Source organism: Amycolatopsis aidingensis, from assembly GCF_018885265.1.
GTDB lineage: Bacteria > Actinomycetota > Actinomycetes > Mycobacteriales > Pseudonocardiaceae > Amycolatopsis > Amycolatopsis aidingensis.
The window spans coordinates 3969688-3994369 of the sequence record NZ_CP076538.1; the positions used below are offsets into that span (position 1 = coordinate 3969688).

24 protein-coding genes and 1 pseudogene are annotated in these 24682 nt (G+C 70.1%); 14 read left to right on the top strand and 11 right to left on the bottom strand.

Annotated features, from left to right (window positions below):
• Positions 1 to 207 precede the first annotated feature (207 nt).
• Positions 208 to 2040 (bottom strand): proteasome ATPase, encoded by a 1833-nt coding sequence (arc, locus tag KOI47_RS18205; RefSeq protein ID WP_216204783.1) that lies wholly within the window; start codon positions 2038 to 2040, stop codon positions 208 to 210.
• Between the two features lie 366 nt (positions 2041 to 2406).
• Here arc and KOI47_RS18210 point away from each other — a divergent pair, with 366 nt between their 5' ends.
• The 3 genes from KOI47_RS18210 to KOI47_RS18220 are packed head-to-tail and all read left to right on the top strand — an operon-like array spanning position 2407 to position 4115.
• Positions 2407 to 2763, top strand: a complete 357-nt coding sequence (locus KOI47_RS18210) for a hypothetical protein (protein WP_216204785.1) — start codon at positions 2407 to 2409, stop codon at positions 2761 to 2763.
• Positions 2736 to 3239 carry a hypothetical protein gene (locus KOI47_RS18215; RefSeq protein ID WP_216204788.1) on the top strand — a complete coding sequence of 168 codons (504 nt, stop codon included), beginning with the start codon at positions 2736 to 2738 and terminating at the stop codon, positions 3237 to 3239. The genes KOI47_RS18210 and KOI47_RS18215 overlap by 28 nt, the downstream gene beginning before the upstream one ends.
• A gap of 39 nt (positions 3240 to 3278) precedes the next feature.
• Positions 3279 to 4115, top strand: coding sequence for a hypothetical protein (locus tag KOI47_RS18220; RefSeq protein ID WP_216204791.1), 837 nt, complete (start codon positions 3279 to 3281; stop codon positions 4113 to 4115).
• A gap of 18 nt (positions 4116 to 4133) precedes the next feature.
• Here the strand turns inward: KOI47_RS18220 and KOI47_RS18225 are convergent, their stop codons facing one another.
• Positions 4134 to 4958: a tRNA (adenine-N1)-methyltransferase gene (locus tag KOI47_RS18225; RefSeq protein ID WP_216204794.1), complete on the bottom strand. Its 825-nt coding sequence runs from the start codon at positions 4956 to 4958 to the stop codon at positions 4134 to 4136.
• 61 nt (positions 4959 to 5019) lie between these two features.
• Positions 5020 to 6177, bottom strand: a complete 1158-nt coding sequence (locus KOI47_RS18230) for a site-2 protease family protein (protein WP_216204797.1) — start codon at positions 6175 to 6177, stop codon at positions 5020 to 5022.
• Between the two features lie 87 nt (positions 6178 to 6264).
• On the opposite strand from KOI47_RS18230, the gene KOI47_RS18235 reads away from it, so the two are divergent.
• The 5 genes from KOI47_RS18235 (at position 6265) to KOI47_RS36470 (ending at position 10290) form a co-directional block, all read left to right on the top strand.
• Positions 6265 to 7158: a RecB family exonuclease gene (locus KOI47_RS18235; protein WP_216204800.1), complete on the top strand. Its 894-nt coding sequence runs from the start codon at positions 6265 to 6267 to the stop codon at positions 7156 to 7158.
• Entirely contained in the window at positions 7148 to 7936 is a 789-nt protein-coding gene (locus KOI47_RS18240) for a thioesterase family protein (RefSeq protein WP_216204803.1), read from the top strand. Before KOI47_RS18235 ends, KOI47_RS18240 begins: the two co-directional genes overlap by 11 nt.
• A 71-nt stretch (positions 7937 to 8007) precedes the next feature.
• Complete coding sequence (locus KOI47_RS18245; RefSeq protein WP_216204806.1) at positions 8008 to 8949, top strand: ParA family protein; 942 nt, start codon at positions 8008 to 8010, stop codon at positions 8947 to 8949.
• A gap of 94 nt (positions 8950 to 9043) precedes the next feature.
• A complete protein-coding gene (locus tag KOI47_RS18250) occupies positions 9044 to 10021 on the top strand; it encodes a DUF222 domain-containing protein (RefSeq protein ID WP_216204809.1) in 978 nt (325 codons plus the stop codon).
• 2 nt (positions 10022 to 10023) lie between these two features.
• On the top strand, positions 10024 to 10290 hold the full coding sequence (locus KOI47_RS36470; protein ID WP_408629943.1) for an HNH endonuclease signature motif containing protein: 267 nt from the start codon (positions 10024 to 10026) through the stop codon (positions 10288 to 10290).
• An 11-nt stretch (positions 10291 to 10301) separates the two neighbouring features.
• On the opposite strand, the pseudogene hisG reads toward KOI47_RS36470, so the two are convergent.
• Positions 10302 to 11146, bottom strand: a pseudogene (hisG, locus tag KOI47_RS18260) (ATP phosphoribosyltransferase).
• A gap of 7 nt (positions 11147 to 11153) precedes the next feature.
• On the bottom strand, positions 11154 to 11417 hold the full coding sequence (locus tag KOI47_RS18265; RefSeq protein ID WP_216204815.1) for a phosphoribosyl-ATP diphosphatase: 264 nt from the start codon (positions 11415 to 11417) through the stop codon (positions 11154 to 11156).
• A 150-nt stretch (positions 11418 to 11567) separates the two neighbouring features.
• Here KOI47_RS18265 and KOI47_RS18270 point away from each other — a divergent pair, with 150 nt between their 5' ends.
• Together KOI47_RS18270 and KOI47_RS18275 are read left to right on the top strand one after the other, a co-directional pair.
• Complete coding sequence (locus KOI47_RS18270) at positions 11568 to 12989, top strand: carotenoid oxygenase family protein (protein ID WP_216204817.1); 1422 nt, start codon at positions 11568 to 11570, stop codon at positions 12987 to 12989.
• Between the two features lie 93 nt (positions 12990 to 13082).
• Entirely contained in the window at positions 13083 to 13889 is an 807-nt protein-coding gene (locus KOI47_RS18275; RefSeq protein ID WP_216204820.1) for a class I SAM-dependent DNA methyltransferase, read from the top strand.
• Between the two features lie 23 nt (positions 13890 to 13912).
• Here KOI47_RS18275 and KOI47_RS18280 read toward each other — a convergent pair whose 3' ends face one another.
• Complete coding sequence (locus KOI47_RS18280) at positions 13913 to 14614, bottom strand: HAD family hydrolase (protein ID WP_269756641.1); 702 nt, start codon at positions 14612 to 14614, stop codon at positions 13913 to 13915.
• Positions 14615 to 14838: 224 nt separating this feature from the next.
• Here KOI47_RS18280 and KOI47_RS18285 point away from each other — a divergent pair, with 224 nt between their 5' ends.
• Entirely contained in the window at positions 14839 to 15666 is an 828-nt protein-coding gene (locus KOI47_RS18285; protein WP_216217380.1) for a PAC2 family protein, read from the top strand.
• Between the two features lie 53 nt (positions 15667 to 15719).
• Here the strand turns inward: KOI47_RS18285 and KOI47_RS18290 are convergent, their stop codons facing one another.
• Positions 15720 to 16544 (bottom strand): metallophosphoesterase family protein, encoded by an 825-nt coding sequence (locus tag KOI47_RS18290; RefSeq protein WP_216204823.1) that lies wholly within the window; start codon positions 16542 to 16544, stop codon positions 15720 to 15722.
• Positions 16545 to 16755: 211 nt separating this feature from the next.
• On the opposite strand from KOI47_RS18290, the gene KOI47_RS18295 reads away from it, so the two are divergent.
• Positions 16756 to 18399: an ABC-F family ATP-binding cassette domain-containing protein gene (locus tag KOI47_RS18295; RefSeq protein ID WP_216204826.1), complete on the top strand. Its 1644-nt coding sequence runs from the start codon at positions 16756 to 16758 to the stop codon at positions 18397 to 18399.
• Here the strand turns inward: KOI47_RS18295 and KOI47_RS18300 are convergent.
• The 4 genes from KOI47_RS18300 to KOI47_RS18315 form a co-directional block, all read right to left on the bottom strand.
• Positions 18363 to 19010 (bottom strand): lytic polysaccharide monooxygenase auxiliary activity family 9 protein, encoded by a 648-nt coding sequence (locus KOI47_RS18300; protein WP_216204830.1) that lies wholly within the window; start codon positions 19008 to 19010, stop codon positions 18363 to 18365. The genes KOI47_RS18295 and KOI47_RS18300 overlap by 37 nt on opposite strands.
• Before the next feature lie 122 nt (positions 19011 to 19132).
• Entirely contained in the window at positions 19133 to 20371 is a 1239-nt protein-coding gene (gene mshC, locus KOI47_RS18305; RefSeq protein WP_216204833.1) for a cysteine--1-D-myo-inosityl 2-amino-2-deoxy-alpha-D-glucopyranoside ligase, read from the bottom strand.
• A gap of 109 nt (positions 20372 to 20480) precedes the next feature.
• Positions 20481 to 21251 carry a MerR family transcriptional regulator gene (locus tag KOI47_RS18310; protein ID WP_216204837.1) on the bottom strand — a complete coding sequence of 257 codons (771 nt, stop codon included), beginning with the start codon at positions 21249 to 21251 and terminating at the stop codon, positions 20481 to 20483.
• A gap of 77 nt (positions 21252 to 21328) precedes the next feature.
• Positions 21329 to 21931, bottom strand: a complete 603-nt coding sequence (locus KOI47_RS18315; RefSeq protein ID WP_216204840.1) for a TetR/AcrR family transcriptional regulator — start codon at positions 21929 to 21931, stop codon at positions 21329 to 21331.
• Positions 21932 to 22040: 109 nt separating this feature from the next.
• Between KOI47_RS18315 and KOI47_RS18320 the strand changes: the two genes are divergently transcribed.
• Both KOI47_RS18320 and KOI47_RS18325 read left to right on the top strand, forming a co-directional pair.
• Positions 22041 to 23366 carry a cytochrome P450 gene (locus KOI47_RS18320; protein WP_216204843.1) on the top strand — a complete coding sequence of 442 codons (1326 nt, stop codon included), beginning with the start codon at positions 22041 to 22043 and terminating at the stop codon, positions 23364 to 23366.
• Between the two features lie 110 nt (positions 23367 to 23476).
• Positions 23477 to 24676 carry a S8 family serine peptidase gene (locus KOI47_RS18325; RefSeq protein WP_216204847.1) on the top strand — a complete coding sequence of 400 codons (1200 nt, stop codon included), beginning with the start codon at positions 23477 to 23479 and terminating at the stop codon, positions 24674 to 24676.
• Positions 24677 to 24682 lie beyond the last annotated feature (6 nt).

Below are 24682 nucleotides of genomic sequence, written 5' to 3' on the forward strand. Positions count from 1 at the left end.
CAGTTCCTCCTCGAGCAGGGACCACCCCCGGCGGGAGTGGCTGGAGTGCACTGGCGGCGGATCGCGTAGGCTCCAATTTGTAAAGGTTCCTACCCAATGAGGAGAGGTTAGCCAGCCCGGCGACCGGCAGTCAAGGACGCGGACATGCGAACGGGCCCGGCTTCCTGGGTGGAAGCCGGGCCCGCCGGGCGGGTAGTCAGAGGTGTATCAGAGGTACTGCCCGGTGTTACTCGCCGTGTCGATCGCCCGGCCGGAGTCCTGGTTCTTGCCGGTGACCAGGGTGCGGATGTAGACGATCCGCTCGCCCTTCTTACCGGAGATCCGGGCCCAGTCGTCCGGGTTGGTGGTGTTCGGCAGGTCCTCGTTCTCCGCGAACTCGTCCACGATCGCGTCCAGCAGGTGCTGCACCCGCAACCCGGGCTGTTTGGTCTCCAGCACCGACTTGATCGCCGACTTCTTCGCCCTGTCCACGATGTTCTGGATCATCGCGCCGGAGTTGAAGTCGCGGAAGTAGAGCACCTCCTTGTCCCCGTTGGCGTAGGTCACCTCGAGGAACCTGTTCTCGTCGCTCTCCTCGTACATCCGCTCGACGGTGTGCTGGATCATCGCGTCGAAGGTGGCCTTGGTGTCGCCGCCAAACTCGGCCAGATCGTCGGCATGCACCGGCAGGCCATCCTGCAGGTACTTGGAGAAGATGTCCTTCGCGCCCTCGGCGTCCGGACGCTCGATCTTGATCTTCACGTCCAGCCTGCCGGGACGCAGGATCGCGGGGTCGATCATGTCCTCCCGGTTGGAGGCACCGATCACGATCACGTTCTCCAGCCCCTCGACGCCGTCGATCTCGGAGAGCAGCTGGGGCACGATGGTCGTCTCCACGTCAGAGGAAACACCGCTTCCCCTGGTGCGGAAAATCGAGTCCATCTCGTCGAAGAACACGATCACCGGCGTACCCTCGGAAGCCTTCTCCCTGGCACGCTGGAAAATCATCCGAATATGCCGCTCGGTCTCCCCGACGAACTTGTTCAGAAGCTCGGGGCCCTTGATGTTCAGGAAGTACGACTTGGCATCGGAACCCTTTCCACCGCCTTCCCCGCGCACGTCCGCGACCTTCTTCGCCAGCGAGTTGGCGACGGCCTTGGCGATGAGCGTCTTCCCGCAACCGGGAGGGCCGTACAGCAACACGCCCTTGGGCGGCCGCAGCTGGTACTGGTGGTACAGGTCGGCATGCAGGAACGGCAGTTCCACCGCGTCCCGGATCTGCTCGATCTGCCGGGAAAGGCCACCGATGTCCTCGTAGCGGACGTCCGGCACCTCCTCCAGCACGAGGTCCTCCACCTCGGCCTTCGGCACCCGCTCGTAGGCGTAGCCCGCCTTGGAGTCCACCAGCAGCGAATCACCCGGCTTGAGCGTCTCGTCCACCAGCGGATCGGCCAGCCAGACCACACGTTCCTCGTCCGCATGGCCGACCACCAGCGCCCGGGAGGGACCGCCTTCGACCTCCGGGAGCAGCACCTCGCGCAGGCCGCAGACCTCACCAGTGCGCTCGAACTCGCCGCCCTCGACCACGGTCAGCGCCTCGTTCAGCCGCAGCACCTGCCCGCGCCGGAGCGACTCGATCTCCACCGCGGGCGATACGGCGACCCGCATCTTCCTGCCCGCGGTGAACACATCCACCGTCTTGTCCTCGTATGCCGCGATGAACACGCCATAACCGCTCGGCGGTTGCGCGAGCCGATCGACTTCCTCGCGCAGGGCCAGCAGCTGACCTCGCGCCTCACGCAGGGTCTCGACCAGCTTGTTGTTCCGCTCCGTGAGCTGGCTCACGCGTTCCGATGCCTCGGCGAGCCGCTGCTCCAGCACGCGGTTCTGCCGTGGCGAGTCGGTCAACTTGCGCCGCAGCAGCGCGACCTCTTCCTGCAGGAACCGGATTTGCCTAGCCTGCTCGTCGGGAGACGGGTCCGCGGCTCCCGACGCTCCGGTACCGTTCGGATCTGAAGGGTCGGCCTCCTCGTGCCGACCTCCGGGAAGGTCTTGTTGCATCTCGGCACCTCCTCGGAATGCATTTCTTCCCACGGTACCGGCGATCACCGACAAGGAAAGACCTATCCGCATCACAGGATCGGCGCGTCGCGGTCGCGAGCAGGTCCATCCCGGCCACGCAAGGGGCCATCCCGGTAAGACCGGCCGGACCACACCCGCTACGGTGCGTTCACAACGACGGTAGGCAGCAGCCGGGCGGCAACCAGCGGCCTGGCTCGGACAAAACGCCCACTGGGGGACACAAGGGAGCCGGCAAGTGACCCGAACTGGCCCGTGCCCGCACGTGGGCGCGCTAGCATCGGGCCCTCCTCCGCCCAGCGCGGAAGCGGGATCCCGTAGATATCGCAGAGCGAGTAAGGGGCAGTCATGACCTATCCGCCGCAGCCACCCGGCCCGCAGGGCCCGCATGGGCAACCTGGCCAGCCGGGGCAGCAACCCGGCGGATTCCCGCCCAGTGGACCACAGCCGCAGCAACCAGGTGGCTATCCCGCGGATCCCACCCAGCAGTACGGGCAGCCGTATCCGACCCAGCAGTTCGGCCAGCCCGACCCCTACGGCCAGCAACAACCCGGCTACGACCCGCACTCCCCTATGGCCAGCAACCGGGCGGATACCCCGGCGGGCCAGGCGGACCCGGAGCACCCCCGCCGAAGAAGAAAACCGGGCTCATCGCCGGGCTCGCCATCGCGGGCGTCGTGGTCGTCGGCGGCGCTGCCGCCCTGATCATCTGGCTCACCGGCAACGGCGAGGACGACCCCGGCACCGAGAACCAGGCACAGCAGAACCAGACCACCGAGCAGACTCCCGCCCCGGACGGCACCGGTTCCCCACAGCTTCCGGTACCGGATCCGGACGAGGGCGACGGTGACGCCGGCACGGGGTCTCCCGGCGGGGACTCCGACAGCGGGTCCGGTGGCTCCGCCGACGACGTGGCCCAGGTGAGCACGCTCGGAGAACAGGCCGCGGAGGCCATCAACAACCGGGACGCCAACCTGGCAAGGCAGATCTCCTGTGAACCCGAGAACGTGGACGACAGCGCGTTCGAGGGACAGCCTGGCTTCACCGCGAAGGTGGCGGGGGATCCGACGATCGAAGGGGACAACGCGGAGATCCCGTTCGAGATCACCGTCCAGGGCCAGACCCAACGCGACACCCTGAAGGCCAAGAAGCTCTCCGGCGGATGGTGTGTCGCCGGCTGAGCGTCCCCGCCCGTGCCCCTCGCAAGGAGCTGACCAGCGATGACCTACCCGCCCCAGCAGCCGGGTCCCTACGGCCAGCCGGACCCTTATGGTCAGCAGAACCCGTACGGCCAGCCGCCGCAACCGGCCCAGCCGCCGCAGTCCGGTGGTGGCTGGGCCTACCCGCCGCCGGGCCAGGCCCCGTACGGGCAGCCGTATCCGACCCAGCAGTTCGGCCAGCCCGACCCCTACGGCCAGCAACAACCCGGCTACGACCCGCACTCCCCCTATGGCCAGCAACCGGGCGGATACCCCGGCGGGCCAGGCGGACCCGGAGCACCCCCGCCGAAGAAGAAAACCGGGCTCATCGCCGGGCTCGCCATCGCGGGCGTCGTGGTCGTCGGCGGCGCTGCCGCCCTGATCATCTGGCTCACCGGCAACGGCGAGGACGACCCCGGCACCGAGGACCCGGCGGCCGCGGGCGGCACCAGCACCAACGCGCCGACCTCGAACCAGCCCGCTCCTGGCTCAGGGCAGACCGGGGCACCGCAACCGAGCCAGGGAACCGGCGCTCCCCAGGCAGGCGGCGACGCGAAGGCCACCGCGCAGCTGGCCGAGGACTTCGCCGCCGCGCTCACCAGTGGCAAGAGCGAGCAGCTCGCGAAGATCACCTGCCAGCAGCCGACACCCGAACAGGCGCAGACCTTCGACCAGGCGGCGGAGGTGGAGAAGGCCACCTTCACCGTCAGTGAGCCGCCGACCGTGCAGGGAAACTCGGCAACCGGGAAGATGACCGGCAAGGACGCCTCGGACGAGCAGTCGTTCACCTTCGCGCTGCTGAAACAGGACGAGAACTGGTGCGCGAGCTACAACTGGGCCGCGGTCGGCCGCGGCTGACCCACTCGCTCCGGCGGGTCAGCCGCGGCTGGGACGGCGGCGCGGGCGGGGCGGCGCCACTCCGTCCGCCAGCCTGCGGGTGACCAGCAGGAAGGCCGTGTGCGCCACCATCCGGTGCTCGGGACGCACGGCCAGCCCCACCACGTGCCACGGTCGCATCAGCGTCTCCCAGGACTGGGGCTCGGTCCAGCACTGCTGCTCTCGTAACGCCTCGGTGATCGAGGACAGCTGGGTCACGGTCGCGACGTAGACCACCAGCACGCCGCCCGGCACCAGGTTCTCCGCCACCGTGGGCAGCATGTCCCACGGGGTGAGCATGTCCAGCACCACCCGGTCCACCTGCCCGGTGTGCTCGGAAAGGTCGCCGACGTGGAAGGTCCAGTTCGGCGGGAGCTCGCCGAAGAACTTCTGCACGTTGCGGCTGGCGTGCTCGGCGTGGTCCTCGCGGACCTCGTAGGAGGTCACGCTGCCCTCCGGGCCGACGGCCCGCAGCAAGGAGCAGGTCAGCGCGCCGGAGCCGGCTCCGGCCTCGAGCACCCTGGCGCCGGGGTGGATATCGCCCCACATCACGATCTGGGCGGCGTCCTTGGGATAGATCACCTGCGCACCGCGCGGCATGGACAGCACGTAGTCCGCCAGCAGCGGGCGCAACGCCAGGTAGCTGGTGCCACCGACCGAGGTGATCACCGAACCCTCCGGCCTGCCGATCAGGTCGTCGTGCGCGAGGGCGCCGCGGTGGGTGTGGTACTGGCCGCCGTCGGCGAGCACCAGCGTGTGCTGCCGTCCCTTGGGATCGGTCAACTGCACCCGGTCACCGGCACGAAACGGTCCCCCTGCGGACACGACACCTCCACGATCACGCGAACAACAGCGCTCGATCGTCGCAGATCGCACCGCCGTGCCCTCAGCCGGGACGGCGGCCGGCGGCCAGCGCGGCCCGCAGGTCGTCCCGGTGCAGCACCCCGGAGGGCCGCCCCTCCTCGTCCACCACAAGGAACTGCCATGCCGGGGTGTCCCGGACCCGCTCGGCCACCTCTTCCCCCGGCTCCGAGGACAGCAGCACGGTCTCCGCGCTGATCGGCTCGGCGGCCAGCTCGGCGGGCGCCTGCGGGGCGCCCGCCGCCAGTTTCCCCGCGGCCTGCTCGTCCAGCAGGCCGGCCGCAACGCCGTCGGCGCGGACCAGCACCACTCCCCTGCCCGCGGCGGCCGCCAGCGCGTCGGCGACCGGGCTCTCCGCAGGCAGTTGCAGCACCGGCCGGACCAGGTCGGCCAGCTCCAGGCCGTCCGGCCAGCTGCGGCGGCCCTCGTTGGCCAGCTCCCTGCTCGCGCCGATCGCCACGAACCAGGCGGTCACCACGCAGACCCCCAGTCGCAGCCAGCGGTCCGGGCTGCCGGTCGCCAGCCCCCACAGCGCCCACACCAGCAACGCCGCCGCGACCACCCCGCCGCCGATCACCGCGGCCCTGGTGCCGCGCTCCCTGGTGCCGGTGAGCGACCACACCCCGGCCCGCAGCAGTCTGCCGCCGTCCAGCGGAAGGCCCGGCAGCAGGTTGAACACGCCGACCGCCAGGTTCGCCACCGCGCACTGCGCGACCAGCAGCCACACCGGGCCCTCAGCGGGCACCGCCAGCAGCAACAGGGCGCACAGCGCGGCCAGCAGCAGGGACACCACCGGTCCCGCCCCGGCGACCAGGCCCTCGTGGCGCGGCTGCCGTGGGGTACGGGACACCTCGGACAACCCGCCGAGCAGGAACAGCCGCAGCCTGCGGACGGGGATGCCGAGGCGCAGGGCCACCACGCAGTGACCGAGCTCGTGCGCGAGTACCGACAGCCCGAGCAGTATCGCGAAGGCGGCCGCGAGCGCCCAGGAGGTCCCGACGCCCGCGCCCGGCAGCAACTCGTCCACCAGCGGGGCGTAGAGCACCACGATCAGCAGCGAGCCGATCCACCAGGACGGGGCGAGCAGCACCGGGACGCCGTCGATCCGGAACAGCAGTAACCCGCCGTCCACGACGGCCCGCCGCCCGGAGCCCCCTGGCCTGTGTTCGCTGGTCGCGGCCATTCATCCAGGGTAAGAGGTCCGGTGTGCGAATCGGGTGATGCGCGCCGGACGCGTGTGGTGTCGGTGGTCTGGCTTAGGGTGCACGGCATGGCAGGTACACAGACAGCGATCGAGCCATCGCCGACGGACGGACCGCCAGGAGGGCGCAGGCCCGCGCTTTCGCCATCCCGGGCGGCCGACTTCAAGCAGTGCCCGCTGCTGTACCGCTTCCGCGCGGTCGACCGGATCCCCGAGGCGCCGAGCAAGGCGCAGCTGCGCGGCACGCTGGTGCACTCCGTGCTGGAGAAGCTGTTCGCCCTGCCCCAGGCCGAGCGGGTACCGGAGAAGGCCAAGGAGCTGCTGGGGCCCGCGTGGAGTGAGCTGACCGAGGAACGTCCGGAATGGACCGAGCTGTTCCCGGAGGGGGATCAGCAGGAGATCGCAGGCTGGCTGGACTCGGCGGCAAAGCTGGTGGACTCCTACTTCGGCCTCGAGGACCCGCGACGGCTCGATCCGGAGGCCTGCGAGCTGCATGTGGAGACCGAGCTGGGATCGGGCGTGCTGCTGCGCGGCTACATCGACCGGCTGGACGTCGCACCGACGGGTGAGATCCGGGTGGTTGACTACAAGACAGGGGCGGCGCCGAGGGAGATCGGCGAGGCCAAGGCGATGTTCCAGATGAAGTTCTACGCGGTGGTGCTGTGGCGGCTGCGCGGCATCGTGCCCCGCCAGCTCAAGCTGATGTACCTCACCGACGGGCAGTCGCTGGCCTACACCCCGGACGAGCCCGAGCTGCGCCGGTTCGAACGCACCCTCGAAGCGATCTGGCAAGCCATCCTCCGCGCGGGCAAGACCGGCGACTTCCGGCCGAACCCGAGCAAGCTGTGCGGCTGGTGCGACCATCAGTCCCGGTGCCCCTCCTTCGGCGGCACCCCGCCGGAGTACCCGGGCTGGCCGGAACCGGACCCCGGCGAGGAAAGTCCGCTCGACCGTGCCGACTGACCGCGAACCCGATGCGTTCTACCTGGCACTCGGCCAGGGCAGGTTCCGGCCCACGGGGCATACGGCCGGGCCGTGGGACCCGAACGCGCAGCATTTCGGACCACCCTCGGCGCTGCTGGTACGCGCGTTGGAGGATCTCCCCGCCGACAGGGAACCGCAGCTGGCCAGGGTGACGGTGGAGATCCTCGGGCCTGCGCCGCTGACCGAGCTCACCGTGCGAGCCTGGGTAGAGCGTCCCGGCCGCTCGGTGGAGCTGCTGGCCGCCGAACTGGCCGCGGACGGGCGCGCGGTGGCCCGCGCCACCGCATGGCGCATCGCCGCCTCGGACACCACCGTCGTGGCCGCGGGCGCGGCCGACTCGGTCCCGTTTCCGGCCGAGGCCACCGGGGCCTGGCCGCCCGGATTCGAGCGCGGCTACGTCGACGCGATGGAGTGGCGGGTGGTGGCAGGCGGGCTGGATCGGCCTGGCCCCGCGACGGTGTGGGTGCGGCAGCGGGTGGCCCTGGTCGATGGCGAGCAACCCACCCCACTACAACGGCTGTTCGCGGTGGCCGACTCGGGCAGCGGGGTGTCCAACCGGCTGGACCCGCGGCAGTGGCTGTTCATCAACTCCGAACTGACCGTGCACCTGCATCGCAGGCCTTCAGGTTCGTGGACCGGGATGGCGGCCGACACGATCATCGGGCCCTCCGGCCTCGGGACCGCGACCACCCGGTTGTATGACGCTGCCGGCCAGGTCGGGACCGGTGCGCAGGCGTTGCTCGTGCGGACACGCTGAGCGCCTCCCGGCGGAGTGCGGCGCGATCTACTAGCCTGCGGAGCACAACCGACAGCGTGGAGTTCCGTGGCATGCAGATCACCTCGGTGGTCAACCAGAAAGGCGGGGTCGGCAAGACCTCGCTCAGCGTCGGCTTAGCGGCCGCACTGGCGGAACGCGGCCGTCGAGCCTTGCTCGTCGACCTCGATCCACAGGGCCACGCCACCACCGAGTTACTCGGGCTGCCCGAGCCACCCCCGCAGGCACCGACCTTGGCCAAGGCGCTCACCAAGATGTGGCGGGGCCCGGTCGAGGAGCTGGTGGTGTCCCATCCGCGGTCGAACATCGGCCGGGGCGGCGCGTTCGACGTGATTCCCACCTCGCCGGGCATGTTCGACCTGATCCGGCGGCTGGACCAGTTCCGGGTTCCTGGCTGGCAACTGGCCAGGGTCCTCCAGTTCGCCAACTACGACCACGTGATCATCGACTGCCCGCCGGCGCTGGACGTGCTCACCAACAACGCGATCGTGGCCACACACGGGATTCTGGTGCCGGTGCAGCCGGACCGGACGAGCATCAGGGCACTGCGGCTGATGCGCGAGCAGATCAGCTACGTGGAAACGATGGTGAACCGGCCACCGGTCGCCTACCACGGGCTGGTTCCCGGTCTTTACCGCAGGCCGATCTCCTCCTACGCGCTGGCCGCGCTGAACGAGCTGCAGGGGTTCGGGATCCCGATGCTGGCACATGTGCCGCTCGGCGTGGTGATGAACGAGGCGGCCGCGCGGGGCATGCCGGTCACCACCTTCGCCCCGGAGACCGTCCAGGCGGTGGCTTTCCGGCACATCGCCCATGCCGTCGAGCTGGCCACGGCGCAGCAGCCCGCGCCCCCGCCCATTCCGGCCGAGCACGAGGACGATTTCGTGTTCGAGGACTTCATCGCCTCGGTGTCACATGCCCGCGACGTCAACGACAACGGCTCGCGCCGCAAACTCTACGACCTGCTGCCGAAACGTCCCCGCCCGTCCCGCTGACGACCGCAGCCGGGGCGGCAATTCGCACACCACCCGCCATGGTTCACTCGATCGTGTATCGAACATGTGGTCGATACCGCGGTAGTCTGGGGTTGTGACCAGGACCTTCGGCATCGACACCTCCCGCATGAGCGAGGAGGAACTCCTGACCGCGCTGGGCGACCTCGAACAGCAGCGGCGAGTTCTGTATGCCCGGGAGCTGGCGGTCGTGGCCGAGTTGGACGGCCGCGACACCGCCAGCCAGAAGGGGTATCGCGACCTGCCGGTGTTGACGCGGGAGATCCTGCGGGTCAACCCGTATGACGCCCGCCAGCGGGTGGCCCATGCGCGGGCGGTGGTGCGGCGCTACGGCCCGGGTGGGATGCCGCTGGAGCCGGACCTGCCCGAGGTCGGTGCCGCCGCGGCCGAGGGCGTGATCGGGCCGGAACACATCGAGACCATCCGCGCCACCGTGGCCCGGTTCCCGCAGCCGGTCAGCCTGCCCGACCGGGAACACGCCGAGGCGCTGCTGACCAAGGCCGCGCGGGAGTACGAACCCCACACCATCACCACCCTGGGCCGGGAGATCCTGGCCCGGCTGGACCAGGACGGCACCCCACCCACCGAAGACGAACTCGCCCGGCCGGAACGCTCCCTGGACTGGCGCGAAACCCGCGGCGGACGACTCCGCGGCACCTTCGACCTCGACGCCGAAACCGCCGCCTTGTTGACCGGGCTGATCGAACCGAGGGCGAAACCCTCCGGCACGAAAGAGGAGCCGGATCGGCGGAGCAAGTTCCAGCGCCAGGGGGACGCGTTCGCCGACGTGCTGCGGGTGGCGGCGGGGTGTCCGGAGGAGGGGCCGACCGAGGCGGGGGAACCCTTCACCGTCATGGTGTCCATCACCCTGGAGGATTTGAAGCACGGCACCGGATACGGGCTCCTGCACGGGCAGGAGTCCTACTCCGCCGCCCAAATCCGGCGCATGGCCTGCGACTCCTACGTCGTGCCCGCCGTCCTGGGCAGCAAGGGCGAGATCCTCGACATCGGACAACGCACCCGCACCGTACCCTGGCCATCCGCAGGGCTTTGATTTTGCGGGACCGCGGCTGCGCCTTCCCGGGATGCCGCAGGAAACCCAAGCAATGCCAGGCCCACCACGTCATCCCATGGGCCCTCGGAGGGGCCACAGCGCTATACAACCTGACCCTGCTGTGCTGGTACCACCACAACCTCATCCACCACACCGACTGGTCGATGCGCATACGCAACGGGTTGCCAGAGTTCATCCCACCGGCCTTTGTGGACCCGGAGCGAAGACCCAGACGCAACCTCCTCCATCGACAGGGGGTTGCGGGATGAACCAGCACCGATCACAGGCGGCAGGACCGGATGTCCGAGGCCAGCACCGCCTTCGCGCCGAGTTCGGCCAGTTCGTCCATGATCTGGTTGGCCTTCTTCCTGGACACCATGGCGCGCACGGCCACCCAGTCCGAGTCGGCAAGCGGGGCGACCGTGGGCGACTCCAGGCCGGGGGTAACGGCGATGGCCTTGTCCAGCAGTTCGCGAGGGCAGTCGTAGTCCAGCATCAGGTACTGCTGGGCGAACACCACGCCCTGCAGCCGTGCGGTCAGCTGCGCCTTCGCCTTGGTCTGCTCCCCGTCGGTCTGCCGGATCAACACCGCCTCGGACACACAGATCGGATCCCGAAGGCCATCAGATCGTGTTGGCGCAGGGTGCGGCCCGAGCCGACGACATCGGCGATCGCGTCCGCCACGCCGAGTTGCACGGAGATCTCCACGGCACCGTCCAGCCGGATTACCTCGGCCTCCACCCCACGCCGGGCCAGGTCGTCACGCACCAACCGAGGATAGGAGGTGGCCAGCCGCTTACCGGCCAGATCCGGGATGGTCCAGTCCCGACCGATAGGAGCGGCATAGCGGAACGTGGAGCCGCCGAATCCCAGCTCCAGCAGCTCGGTCACCGGTGCGCCGGAGTCCAGCGCGAGGTCCCTGCCGGTGATCCCGAGGTCCAGCTCACCCGAACCCACATAGAGGGGGATGTCCTTGGGGCGCAGGAAGAAGAACTCGACCTCGTGCACCGGGTCGAGCACCGTGAGGTCGCGCTGCTCATGCCGCTGCCGGTACCCGGCTTCGGCCAACATCGCCGAGGCGGACGCGGCGAGCGCCCCCTTGTTCGGTACCGCGACACGCAGCATTCCTACCTCACAGATAACGGTAGACGTCCTCGGCCGAGATGCCACGGCCGAGCATGAGCACCTGAACTCGATACAGCAGCTGGGAGATCTCCTCGGCCAGCCGTTCGTCGGACTCGTGCTCGGCGGCGATCCACACCTCACCCGCCTCTTCGAGCACCTTCTTGCCCTGGGCATGCACGCCCGCGTCCAGTGCGGCGACCGTGCCCGAGCCATCGGGACGGCTCCTGGCGCGCTCGGCAAGCTCCGCGTACAGCTCGTCGAAGGTTTTCACGAGCGCTGATCCTTTCATCTCCCCCGGTCAGCTCGCCGACTGGCCCGGGCCGCTGAGCCGCCGGTCACGTCCGGCACCTCCTTGACACCCTTACATAACACTGTTACTAATATCGTAACAGTGTTATCATTGATCGTCCGGAGGGGCGCCATGACCATCAGCACGAACACCTCCTTCGCCACCGGCCTGCGCAATCTCGACCACGAACGGGTCATCGACGCGCTGCCCGTCTCCGGCGAACTGCCGGACTGGCTGAACGGCTCCCTCATCCGCAACGGCCCCGCCGCCTTCGACTGCCGCGGTGGCTCGTTCCGGCACTGGTTCGACGGCCAGGCCATGCTGCACCGGTTCGAGATCGCCGAAGGCAGGGTCGGCTACCGCAACCGCTACGTGGACACCCCGAGCAGCAGGTCGGTCCGGTCGGAGGGCCGGATCGCCTACAGCGAGTTCGCCACCGACCCGTGCCAGTCGCTGTTCAGCCGCTTCTTCACGCAGTTCCGCCGGGTCACCGTGCCGAACCCGAACGTCAACGTGCAGTTCGGTGGGGAGCATGCGGTGGCACTCACCGAACTGCCACTCGCCGTCGAGTTCGACCCGCGAACGCTGGACACCCTGCGCGTGTCCGAGTACGAGGACTCACTGCGGGGCAACCTGACCACGGCGCATCCGCATGCCGACCCCGCCACCGGTGACCTCGTGAACTACCTGCTGCGGTTCGGCCGCACCAGCGCCTACCAGGTGTATCGGCAGGCACGCGGAAATCGTCGCGAGCTGATCGGCACGGTGCCCGCGGACAGGCCCGGCTACCTGCACAGCTTCGCCATCACCGAACGCCACGTGGTGTTGATGATCTTCCCGCTGGTGGTCAACCCGCTGTCCTTCCTGCTGCGCGGCAAGCCGTTCATCGCCAACTACCGGTGGCGCCCGGAACTGGGCACCAGGATCGTCGTACTCGACTCGCGCACCGGCGAGATCCGCACCGACACCCGCACCGCTCCGCTGTTCTCCTTCCACCACATCAACGCCTTCGAGGAGGACGACTCGCTGGTCATCGACCTCAGCCAGTACGAGGACTCCGCCGTCGTGGACGCGCTGTACCTGGACCGGCTGCGCGCGGGCGAACCCATTCCGCTCCCCCGGCCGGTCCGGCACCGGGTCGAGCTCGGCTCGGGCCGGGTGCGGTCCACCGTGCTGTCCGAGGAGCCGCTGGAGCTGCCCACCATCGACTACCGGCAGCGCAACGGCCGCCCCTACCGCTACGCCTACGGGGTCGGCGCCGCCGACCGTACCGGGGCGGACTTCTTCGACCAGCTGGTCAAGCTCGACACGCACACGGGTCGCACGATCGTGTGGCAGGAGCCGGGCACCTACCCGGGAGAGCCGGTGTTCGTGCCGACGCCACAGGCAGGCACCGAGGACGAGGGCGTGGCGCTGTCGGTGGTCCTCGACCCGGCCGCGGACCGGTCGTTGCTGGTGGTACTGGACGCCCACTCGTTCACCGAACTGGCCAGAGCGGAGGTGCCGCACCCGATTCCGTTCGGCTTCCACGGCCAGTTCACCCGCACCAGGTGAACTGGCCCACTTCCAGCCCGAGCAGTTGACCTCTCGTTCGTGGTGCACTTGACTTCTTTCCCGAACCACCTCGCCAGAACGGAAAGAAGTGATATGCACAGCGACCAGTTACCTACCGGAAACGACGACGTGACCGTGTCCCGCCGACGCGAGCTGGAGATCGAGCTACCCCGGCGGTCCGAGCACATCGACCAGGACGCCGAGTACTGCTCGGTTTTCCTCGACGGGAACTGGCGCAAGATCCGCTTTCACGACTACGCCGAGATCTACCGCATTCCGGGACTCTACGAGCAGCTGTTCCACGACATTCTGGATTGCCGGTCGCCCGACGTCGTGGGCAAGCTCCTCAAGGAAGAACTGCAGCGGGACAACGTCGACGCGGCCTCCTTGCGCGTGCTCGATCTCGGTGCGGGCAACGGCCTGATCGGGGAGCAACTACGCAATATCGGCGCTGGTCACCTGGTCGGCGTGGACATCATCCCCGAGGCGGCCGAGGCCGCATGGCGCGACCGCCCGCGGGTGTACGACGCCTACCACGTCGCCGATGTGGTGCACCCGCCTGCCGAGGTGGATGACGCGCTGGGCTCGGCCGGGCTGAACACCCTCTCCTGCGTGGCCGCGCTCGGGTACGGCGACATCCCGCCGGCCGCCTTCCGCGCCGCGTTCAACCGGATCAGTGACGGCGGCTGGATCGCGTTCACCATCAAGGACCGTTTCCTCTCCACGGAGGACACCTCCGGGTTCGCCCGCCTGGTCCAGGCCTGCGAGGAGCACGGCATCCTGCGGCCGCGGTCCACCGAGCGCTACCGGCACCGGCTCGACGTGCGCGGCGAACCGCTGCACTACGTGGCCATCGTGGGCACCAAACAGGCCGACATCCCGCCCGACCTGCTGCCCTGACGCCCCGGTACCGCGCCGCGCGTTCAGGCCGGACCGGTCAGACAGGCACCCAGCGTGCCCGCGTCCACGCCCACCAGCGAACCGCGGAACACCCTGCGCTCGCCTGGCTCCACCGGCACGTCGTTCGGCACGACCAGTACGGCACACCCGGCGGCCACCGCCGACTCGGCACCGGGCGGTGAGTCCTCGACCGCGACGCAGCGAGCCGGGTCCACTCCCAGGCGCTCGGCCGCCAGCAGGTACGGCGCCGGATGCGGCTTGTTCCGCCCGCCCACCTCGTCACCGCAGACGATGGTGTCGAAGAACTCGCGCCCGATCGTGTGCAACGCCAGTTCGGTCAGGGCTCGCTCGGTGGAAGTGACCAGCGCGGCCGGGATCCCGGCCGCGCGCACCGCGACCAGCGCGTCCCTGGCGCCGGGGCGCCATGGCAGCTCGTCGGCGAACAGGGTCGCCGTGCGCTGCCGGATCCATTCCCCCAGCTCGGCGATGGCGCCCGCGGTCCGCTCCCGCCCCGCCAGCTCGAGCAGGTACCGCGCCGTACTGTCCATATTGGATCCGACAAGGCTCGCCCGCTGCTCGTCGGTGAGGGTACCGCCGAGCCGCTCCACGGTCTCGTACAGCGCCACGTCCCACAGCTTCTCCGAGTCCACCAGCGTGCCGTCCATATCCCACAGCACGGCGGCGGGCAGAATGGCTTCGCCGTCCACAGCGGACGGTTCGGTCACGTTGCTCTCCCAAGGTCGTCGGTTCAGTACGTACACGGCCGTATACCGAACGTGTCCGGGCTCGCCATCCCGGCGGGACTACCAGCCTACGGTCTCCGGCAGGTTCACCGAGGTCGTAGGCTGACGTTGTGAGCAAGTCCCCCGACGAATCAGCAGACGACCAAGCCCAGGACACCGCCGGGCAACCGGCCCGAGGGAGAGGCACCGCCGGGTCCAAACCCGTGATGGTGGTGGCCTTCGAGGGGTGGAACGACGCGGGCGACGCCGCCAGCACGGCACTGGAGCATCTCCAGTTGAACTGGGACGCCGATCCGCTGGCCGAGCTCGATCCCGACGAGTACTACGACTTTCAGGTGAGCAGGCCCACCGTGCGGATGGTGGACGGGGTCACCCGCCGAGTGGAGTGGCCGACCACCCGGTTGGCGGTATGCCGGCCGGAGGGCGTAGACCGGGACATCGTGCTGGTGCAGGGACCCGAGCCGAACATGCGCTGGCGCGCCTTCTGTGCCGAGCTGGTGGAGCACATCGAGCAGCTCGAGGTGTCCACCGTCGTCACCCTGGGTGCACTGCTGGCCGACACCGCGCACACCCGCCCGGTGCCGGTGACCGGAACGGCCTACGACGCCGAGGCGGCGAGCCGGTTCGGCCTGGAACGCAGCCGCTACCAGGGGCCAACCGGCATCGTCGGCGTGCTGCAGGACGTCTGCGTGCGCGCCGGGATCCCGGCCGTCTCGGTTTGGGCCGCCGTTCCGCACTACGTCTCGCACCCGCCGTCACCGAAGGCCACGCTCGCCCTGCTGCACAAGCTGGAGGACGTGCTCGACGTGGAGATCCCACTCGGCGCGCTGCCCGAGCAGGCCGAGGAGTGGCAGCGCACGGTCAGCGAGATGGCCGAGGAGGACGAGGAGATCAGCGAGTACGTGCGCACCCTCGAGGAACGAGGGGATGCGGCGATCACCCTCGACGAGACCAGCGGGGACAAGATCGCCGCCGAGTTCGAGCGTTACCTACGCCGACGTAGGCCGGACGGACCAGGGCCGTCCGGCCGCTGAGCACGCTGGAACCCCTGGCGGCGCCGCTCGGGGCGCGCGGCCACCGCCCGCGGCTACAGGATGCGGCGGAGCGGGACCGCGCCACGGCTACGCCGGCGCCACTCCCGGGGATAACCGAGGGAGACCTCCTCGAACCGCACCCCGTCCTGGTGCGTGGTGCGCGGGATGTGCAGGTGGCCGTAGACGGCGACCTCGGCGCGGTAGCGCAGGTGCCAGTCGGCGGTCTCCTCGGTGCCACACCACATGGCGAACTCCGGCCAGTACAGCGGCGCTGTCGGGTGCCGGTGCAGCGGCCAGTGCGACACCAGGACCGTGCGGTGGTCGGCCGGGATCGCGGAAAGGCGCTCGTCGCTGATCTTCAACCTGCTGGCACACCAGTCCGACCGGCTGGGATGGGGATCGGGGTGCAGGAAGAACTCGTCGGTGCAGACCACCCCGGCGTCCCTGGCCTGCTCCAACGCCTCGGTCAGCGGCAGGCCCTCGGCCTGGGGCGTGCGCCAGGTGTAGTCGTAGAGCAGGAACAGCGGCGCGATGGTCACCGGATACTCGGCGTGCTCCCACACCGGGTACTCGTCCTCCGGGGTGAGCACGTCGATGGCGCGGCAGCGGCGGACGATCTCCTCGTACCGGGCCCGCCCGCGCGCCTGCACCGGATCGTCCTTGGTCGTCCACAGCTCGTGGTTGCCGGGAACCCAGACGACCTTCGCGAAACGCTCGCGCAGCATCGCGAGCGTGTCGATGATCGCGGGCACCCGCTCGGCGACGTCCCCGGCAACGATCAGCCAGTCCTCGGGTGCGTCGGGTCGGATCGTGTCCACGACGGGCGCGTTTCCGTCGTGGGTGACGTGCAGGTCACTGGTGGCGAACAGGTGTGGCACGCCGACCACCGTAGCTGTCCTCCGGCCGATCTCGCCCCCCATTCCGCCAGACCGGCAACCACAGCACACCCCGACGGCGAAACGAGTTGACCAACCCGATTCGGGTCGCGTTAATATCGGCTCATCATGAAGAGCTGACGCCGCGTCCGCCCCGCGCCCGAGGCCACCGCCCGGCGGGGATCCCAGCTGACACCGGGACCGGTGATGCTTCATGTCTTCTTCCGCTTTCCTGCGCGCCGACGATCTGGCCTTCGCCTATGGCGACCGGGTGGTGTTCGACGGGCTCTCGCTCGTGGCCGGTGCGGGTACCCGGCTGGGCCTGGTCGGCGAGAACGGCACCGGGAAGTCCACGCTGCTGCGCCTGCTGGCCGGGACGGAGCTCCCGCAGGCCGGTCAGGTCCGGCGGGGCACCGACCTCGGGTTCCTGGCACAGGAACTGCCGTTCCCCGGCACCGCAACGGTCGCCGAGGTGCTGGACGACGCGCTGTCCGAGATCCGGACCGCGGCCCTGCGGCTGGACCGGCTCGTCGAGCGGCTGGCCCGGCATCCCGAGGACGGCGGCACGCTCGAGGAGTATGGCCGCGTGCTGGAATGGGCGCAGGCACACGAGCTGTGGGACGCCGACCGGCGGGCCAAGCTGGTGCGGATCGGGCTCGGCCTCGGCGATATCGACCCCGAGCGCAGGCTGGGCACGCTCTCCGGTGGCCAGCGTTCCCGGCTCGGTCTCGCCGCATTGCTGATCCGGCAGCCGGAGACCTTGCTGCTGGACGAGCCGACCAACCACCTTGACGACGAGGCCGCCGCGTTCCTCGAGCGGCACCTCGCGGCCCTGCCGGGCACGGTCGTGCTCGCCTCGCACGACCGCATGTTCCTGGACGCGGTCTGCACCGACATCCTCGACCTGGACCCCGCGCTGGGCGGCCCGGCACGCTACGGCGGCAGCTACTCCGACTACCTCGGCCACAAACGCGCCGAGCGGGCCCGCTGGGCGCAACGGTTCACCGAGGAGCAGGCGGAGCTGCGTGAGCTGCGGCAGGCGGTCGCGGTCACCGCGCGGGAGATCAACCACCACCGCGGGCCGCGGGACAACGCGAAGATGGCCTACGACTTCAAGGGCGGGCGGGTGCAACGGCAGATCTCCCGCCGGGTGCGCAACGCCCGGCAACGGCTGGCCGAGCTGGAACGCGACCAGGTCCGTAAACCGCCCGAGCCGTTGCGGTTCACGGGCAGGCTCACCGCGCCACCCGCGGGCGAAGGGCCCGCGCTGTCCGTGCGGGAGCTGCACGTGCCAGGGCGAATCCGGATCGGACGGTTGGACATCGGGTCATCGACCCGGCTACTGGTGACGGGCGGCAACGGCGCGGGGAAGTCCAGCCTGCTGGCCGTGCTGGCCGGCAGGCTGGAACCCACCGCGGGAACCGTGCACCGGCGCCGCGGGACCCGGGTCGGGCTGCTCGAGCAGGACGTGACGTTCACCGATTCCGGCCGCACCCCTCGGGAGCTCGCCGCCGCGGCCGGAACGGGCGCCGGTGTGCTGACCGACCTCGGCCTGCTCGCGCCACGAGACCTGGAACGCCCGGTGGGTGTGCTGTCCACCGGCCAACGTCGCAGGCTCGGCCTCGCGCTGCTGCTGGCCGACCCGCCCGAGGTACTGCTGCTGGACGAACCGACCAACCACATCTCGCTCGGCCTCGCCGAGGAACTCACCGCGGCGCTGGACACCGCGCCCGGCGCCGTGGTGGTCGCCTCGCACGATCGCTGGCTGCGGCGCGGCTGGTCCGGTGCGTGCCTTGACCTCGCGGACGGCGCGGTATCCGGTCAGCGGCCGCCGAACACCACGTCCGAGCAGGTGTAGAAGGCCTCGCCGCTGTCCGGCCGCACCCGCTGCCAGATGGAGTAGATCAGGTGCCGTCCGGTCCTGCCCTCCGGCAGCGTCGCCCGGATCTGGTACCTGCGGTTCACCAGCGGCGGGTTGTCCACCCGGTGGAACCGTTCCAGGTCGGACCACCGCAACGGCTGGGTGGGGTCGTAGCCGTCGCGGGTGACGTAGAGCTCGAAGTACCCGGGATGCGGTACCGCAGCCAGGTACTGGAAGGTGTACTCGCCGCTGGAAGGCAACGGGGTGGCCTTCCAGTCGGCCCTCGGCAGGTCGAGGCCACGGTACTTCGAGCGTCCCGCGCTGCACAGCTGGCCGTCCGGGATGATCTCCCGGTGCCTGCCGTCGGCGTTGGGCTGGTTCACCTCGTTCCAGTCGTAGAACACCCAGGACCCGCTCGCGGCCACGGCGGCCTTGCAAGCCGCGGAGTCCGGGGACTCCGGGCCCTCCAGGTAACAGTTGTAGACCCGGCTGACCGGGTTGCTCATCGACCCGTGCGCACCGGCGACGCCCGCGGTGAGCAAGCCCGATCCCAGGACGAAGGCACTGGTGAGCGCGGTGACCGTGGTCAGGGTTCTGCGGATTCGCATGGACAGACCTCCGCTTGGCAGGGACAGCGATCCCACCAGCCTGACTGGTCCAGTCCATTGCGCCCAGCGCCGAACGCAGGGTGTGCCATTACGATCGCGGATAGCCCGCGGTTATCGCGCCCCTACAGCCGGATCCCGAGCAGCGCGTCCGCGGCGTCCCGGACCAGTGCGGGCGCGACCTCCTCGGTGCCGCCGTGGCGAAGCGCGTCCTCGACCCAGGCATCGACCGCGGCCAGCGCCTTCGGGGTGTCCAGGTCGTCGGCGAGGTGGTCACGCAGCCGGACCACGGTGTCCTCGGCGGCGGGCCCCGCGGGCAGCGCCACCGCCTCGCGCCAGCGGGCGAGCCGCGCCTGCGCCTGCTCGAGCAGCTCCTCGGTCCAGGACCGGTCGCCGCGGTAGTGCCCGGCCAGCAGCCCCAGCCGGATCGCGGCGGGCTCCACCCCGTCGGCCCGCAACCGGGACACGAACACCAGGTTGCCCTTGGACTTCGACATCTTCGCCCCGTCCAGGCCGATCATTCCGGCGTGCACGTAGTGCCGGGCGAAGGGGTGCTGCTCACACAACGCCTCGGCGTGCGCGGCGCTGAACTCGTGGTGCGGGAAGGCCAGGTCCGAGCCGCCGCCCTGCACGTCGAATCCCATGCCGAGCCGGTTCACCGCGATCGCGCTGCACTCGATGTGCCAGCCGGGCCTGCCAGGGCCGAGTTCGGAGTCCCACCGCGGCTCCCCCGGCCGCGCGGCCCGCCACAGCAGCGCGTCCATCGGGTCCCGCTTGCCCGGCCGGTCCGGGTCGCCGCCCCGTTCCGCGAACAGGGCCGCCATGGTCTCGGCGTCGTAGTTGGACTCGTAGCCGAAGTTCGGGGTCGCGGTACGGTCGAAGTAGATGTCCGGGAACTCCGGGTCGTCCGCCCGGTAGGCGGCCCCGTTGGCGAGCAGCTTCCCGATCACCTCGACGGTCTCCGGCATACACTCCACCGCGCCGACGAACTCCCGCGGCGGCAGCACCCGCAGCGCCTCCATGTCCTCCCGGAACAACGCGGTCTCCCGCATGCCGAGCACGATCCAGTCGTCCTGGTCCCGTTCGGCACGCTCCAGTAGCGGGTCGTCGATATCCGTGACGTTCTGCACGTAGTGCACCTCGTGCCCGGCGTCCAGCCACAGCCGGTGCACCAGGTCGAAGGCGAGATAGGTGGCCGCGTGGCCGAGATGGGTCGCGTCGTAGGGGGTGATCCCGCAGACGTACATCTTCGCCACGCGACCGGGGGCCGTCGGTCGCAGCTGTCCACTCGAGGTGTCGTATAGCCGAAGCGGGCGGGGCGTCCCGGGTACACGGGGCAGGGCAACCGATGACCAACTTTGCATACCACCCACACTAAGCGCATTCCTCGCCCCGACGCCCACCCGGTGGGATCTCCACTGTGAGTGGCCCGTTCACTGCGAAATTTCGCAGTGAACGGGCCACTCACAGCAGTCAGGGGTGGCGGGTGGCGTTGGCTGCGGCGGCGTCGCGGATGAACTCGGCCATGCCGGGGCGCTGGTCCGGCTCGCGCACCAGGAAGCCGAGCTGCACCGGCTCGGTGACGTACAGTTCGGTGATCTGCTGGTGCAGCTGGTATCCGCACTCCCCCATGAACTCCGCCAGCATCCGGCGATGCTCCTCGGCGAGGTCCATGGCGGCCACGCTGTCCGCGGCCGCACCGGAGTCCAGGACCGTGACCAGTTTCGTCACCCACTCCCGCCGCCTGTCCTCGGCCAGCTGCCACTCCTCTTTACCGACGCCGGCGACCCGCTCCTGCGCGGCCCGCCACTGCTTGGTGTGCCCCCAGCGGCGCGCGGCCTCCTCCGCGTAGCCGGGTGGCTCGGTGTGCCCGCCGAAGATCTCGAACTTCTCCTCCGGGGTCAGCGCGTTGCCCATTTCCTTGGCCTCCAGTACCTGTTCGACGGAGGCGACCATGCGCCGCAACTGCTCGATCCGCCGCAGCAGCAGGTCCCGCTGCCTGCGCAGCTGCCCGATCGCGTCCTGGTCAGGGTCGTCGATCACGGCCGCGATCGCCTCCAGGGAGAACCCGAGCTCCCGGTACAGCAGGATGCGCTGCAGCCGGTCCAGGTCCGCCTCGCCGTAGCGCCGGTACCCAGCGGTGCTGCGATCGCCCGGCGAGAGCAGCCCGATCTCGTCGTAGTGGTGCAGCGTGCGCACGGTGACACCGGCGAGTTCGGCGACCGCGCCGACCGAGTAGCTCACGGTTCTCCCTTCCCTCGGCGCCGCCGTCTCCGCGGCGCCCGTACCGGTCCAGGCTGCGGCCTCCCGCTACGTGAGGGTCAACTCCCGGCCGGCCCCCCACCGGTGAACGAGGTGGACCACAGCAAGCCCAGCCCCTCGTCCAGGTCGGCCCCGCTCGGCGAGGCGGCGGGCTCGAGCAGCCACTGCACCGACAGCCCGTCACAGACCGCGATCACCAGACTGGCGATCGTCACGCACCGGCTGTCCTCAGGGCGGGCACCCCCGCCGACAGACTCGGCCACCAGCTCCGCCACCCGCACCCGCAGCCGCCGGTACTGCTCGGTGAACTGCTCCCGCAGCGAGGGCGTGCGCTCGGCCTGCGCCAGCGCCTCGATATAGGACAACAGCAGCGCCCGCTTGCTGGACAGGTTCTCCAGCATCACCTTCCAGGCGAGCAGCCCGCGCTCGGCGGGCGAGGCGTGCGGATCGGCCATGGCGACCTGCGCCAGCTGCTCGGTCCACTCCTCGAGTACCTGGCCGATCGCCTCGTTCAGCAGGCCCGCCTTGGAGCCGAAGTGATACCCGATCGAACGCAGGTTCGTTCCGGAGGCCGCCACCAGATCGCGGGCCGTGATGTGCGCGTATCCCTTGTCCTCCAGTAGCCGGCGTGCCGCCGCGAGCAGATCTTCCCGATGGCCCACCGAGCCAGGATAGACGTCCGCCCATGGTGACGCTTGACACGACAGGTAGACGTCCGGATAAATTTATACAGGCGTATGAATTCGGCTTCTTCGTCGAGAGGCAGGCCAGATGACCACGGACACCGCCACACCCACCACCCTGCGCCCGCCCCCGGGCCCGCGCCTGCCGATGCCCGTCCAGACCGTCCTGTTCGGCATGCTCCGGCACCACTGGCTGCCCAGGCTGCGCCGCCGGTACGGCGAGGTGTTCCGGATGCACATCTACCCGGAAGGGCACGTGGTCTCACTATCCAATATGGACGATATTCGCGCGGTGTTCACCGGTTCCAGCACCGTGTTCCACGCCGGCGAGGGCAATATGGCGCTCGGCCCGGTGATGGGTGAGCACTCCGTGCTGCTCACCGACGAGCAGGTGCACCTGCGCGCCCGCAAGTTGCTCATGCCGGCCTTCCACGGCGCCGCCCTGCGCGGTTACCGGGAACTGGTCGGCGAGCTCGCCGAGGCGGAGGTGCGGCGCTGGCCCACCGGCAGGCCGGTGGGCACCCACCACAGCATGCGGACGCTCACCCTCGAGGTGATCCTGCGGGTGGTCTTCGGCGTGCACGCCGGCGCCCGCCTTGACGAGCTGCGCACCCGGCTGGCCAGACTGCTCGAGATCGGGCCGCTGGACATGCTCGGCTGGTACAACCCCGGTCTGCGCCGGATCGGCCCGTGGCGCCGGTTCGCCGAGAACCAGCGGCGGGTCGACGAGCTGCTCTACGCCGAGATCGCCGAGCGCAGGCTGGCCGCCGACCTCGACTCCCGCGCGGACGTGCTCTCCCGCCTGCTCACGGTGCCTGCGGAGGGTGAACGACTGTCCGAAGCCGAGCTGCGCGACCAGCTCGTCACCCTGCTGCTGGCCGGGCACGAAACCACCGCGACGGCACTGGCCTGGGCCTTCCACGAGCTGGCCCGCGACCCTTCCCGGCAGGCCACGGCCGCCGAGGCGGCCGCCGATCCGGGTGCGGAAGGGGACCGCTACCTGGAGGCGGTCGCCAAGGAGTCGATGCGGCTGCATCCGGTGCTCACCGAGGTTGCCCGCAAGCTCACCACGGAGGTGCGGCTCGGCGGATACCGCATCCCGGCCGGGTACACCGTGCTGCCCTCGATCGCACTGGTGCACGCCGACCCGGACCGGCACGACCAGCCGCACCTGTTCCGGCCGGAGCGCTTCCTCGGGGAAGGGACGCCGACCAGCAGCTGGCTGCCGTTCGGCGGCGGCGTGCGGCGGTGTCTCGGCGCGGGCTTCTCGCTGATGGAGGCCGTCGTGGTGCTCCGCGCGGTGCTCACCCGCTACCGGCTGGCACCCGACCGCCAGCGCCCGGAGCATCCCAGGCCACGGCACATCACCCTGGTGCCGAGCCGCGGCGCACGGGTTCTCGTCACCTCACGCTGACCCTCGGTAGCTATTCGTGATGTAATAGTAATGTGATCTAGGTTACAGTTCGGCGCTTCGGGGCGATGCTGGAGGTGCACTCCGATCCCCGAGACGAAGAAGGTGGCCCGATGACCGAGGCGGCTGACGGCACGACGAGCGGCCGGTATCTGGTTCTGCTGGAGGATCACTCCGGTGACGCGGGTATTCGCACGATGGCCGATGTGGCCGGACTCCGGGCCACCAACACGGCGGACCTGGCCGGAACCACCCTGGGCGACCTGAGCACCGAGGTGGACGGCGTGCTGCTGTACGACCTCGGCGTCGTCCTGGTCACCGCGGCTCCCGATCAGGTGGCGGCACTGGACCGGGCGAGCAGGGAACGCGGGCCGATCGCGAGGGTGGAGCCGGAGCGCACGGTGCACGCGATCTCCCCGGCCGCACCGGCGGCCGAGCAGGCCGGGGTGGACGAGAGCACCCTCACCTGGGGGCTGCAGGCGATCGGGGTGCCCGAGAGTGACGCCACCGGGGCCGGAGTCCGGGTCGCGGTGCTCGACACCGGTTTCGACCTGGAACACCCCGACTTCGCCGGCCGCACCGTGGTGACCAGGTCCTTCATCCCGGGCGAGGACATCGCGGACGGGCATGGGCACGGCACGCACTGCATCGGCACTGCCTGCGGCCCGCGCGAGCCCGCCGAGGGGCCGGGCTACGGCGTTGCCCACGAGTCCGAGATCTACGCGGGCAAGGTGCTCAGCAACGCGGGTTCCGGCACCGACGGTGGCATCCTGGCCGGGATCTCCTGGGCGATCGCGCACGGCTGCACGGTGGTGTCCATGTCGCTGGGCGCGCCGACCCAGCCCGGCGACCCGCACTCCCCCGTTTTCGAGCGGGCGGCCCGGCGCGCGCTGCAGCGCGGCACGCTGATCGTGGCGGCCGCTGGCAACGACAGCAAGCGGGCGCAGGGCCATATCGCCCCGGTCGGGCATCCGGCGAACTGCCCGTCCATCCTGGCGGTCGGCGCCGTGGACATGCAGGACGCGATCGCGGACTTCTCCTGCGGCACCGTCGACCCGGCCGGCGCGGTCGACCTGATCGGCCCCGGGGTCGAGGTGTACTCGAGCTGGCCGATGCCGGACCGCCAGCGCACGATCAGCGGCACCAGCATGGCGACCCCGCATGTCTCCGGGGTCGCCGCCCTGCTCGCGCAACGGTATGGCGCGGGCGGGCTGGAGCTGTGGGCCCGGCTGAGCCAGACCGCGCACCGCTCTGCCTTGCCTTCCACCGACGTCGGTGCTGGACTCGTGCGTGCCCCCGGTTCGGGGGGCTGATATCGC

Bases quoted from the DNA above. Each gene is read 5' to 3' on its own strand.
- KOI47_RS18325 (WP_216204847.1), top strand. From the start codon at position 23,477: ATGACCGAGGCGGCTGACGGCACGACGAGCGGCCGGTATCTGGTTCTG.
- arc (WP_216204783.1), bottom strand. From the start codon at position 2,040: ATGCAACAAGACCTTCCCGGAGGTCGGCACGAGGAGGCCGACCCTTCA.
- KOI47_RS18320 (WP_216204843.1), top strand. From the start codon at position 22,041: ATGACCACGGACACCGCCACACCCACCACCCTGCGCCCGCCCCCGGGC.
- mshC (WP_216204833.1), bottom strand. From the start codon at position 20,371: ATGCAAAGTTGGTCATCGGTTGCCCTGCCCCGTGTACCCGGGACGCCC.
- KOI47_RS18230 (WP_216204797.1), bottom strand. From the start codon at position 6,177: ATGGCCGCGACCAGCGAACACAGGCCAGGGGGCTCCGGGCGGCGGGCC.
- KOI47_RS18295 (WP_216204826.1), top strand. From the start codon at position 16,756: ATGTCTTCTTCCGCTTTCCTGCGCGCCGACGATCTGGCCTTCGCCTAT.
- KOI47_RS18285 (WP_216217380.1), top strand. From the start codon at position 14,839: ATGGTGGTGGCCTTCGAGGGGTGGAACGACGCGGGCGACGCCGCCAGC.
- KOI47_RS18245 (WP_216204806.1), top strand. From the start codon at position 8,008: ATGCAGATCACCTCGGTGGTCAACCAGAAAGGCGGGGTCGGCAAGACC.
- KOI47_RS18270 (WP_216204817.1), top strand. From the start codon at position 11,568: ATGACCATCAGCACGAACACCTCCTTCGCCACCGGCCTGCGCAATCTC.
- KOI47_RS18300 (WP_216204830.1), bottom strand. From the start codon at position 19,010: ATGCGAATCCGCAGAACCCTGACCACGGTCACCGCGCTCACCAGTGCC.
- KOI47_RS18275 (WP_216204820.1), top strand. From the start codon at position 13,083: ATGCACAGCGACCAGTTACCTACCGGAAACGACGACGTGACCGTGTCC.
- KOI47_RS18210 (WP_216204785.1), top strand. From the start codon at position 2,407: ATGACCTATCCGCCGCAGCCACCCGGCCCGCAGGGCCCGCATGGGCAA.
- KOI47_RS18235 (WP_216204800.1), top strand. From the start codon at position 6,265: ATGGCAGGTACACAGACAGCGATCGAGCCATCGCCGACGGACGGACCG.
- KOI47_RS18220 (WP_216204791.1), top strand. From the start codon at position 3,279: ATGACCTACCCGCCCCAGCAGCCGGGTCCCTACGGCCAGCCGGACCCT.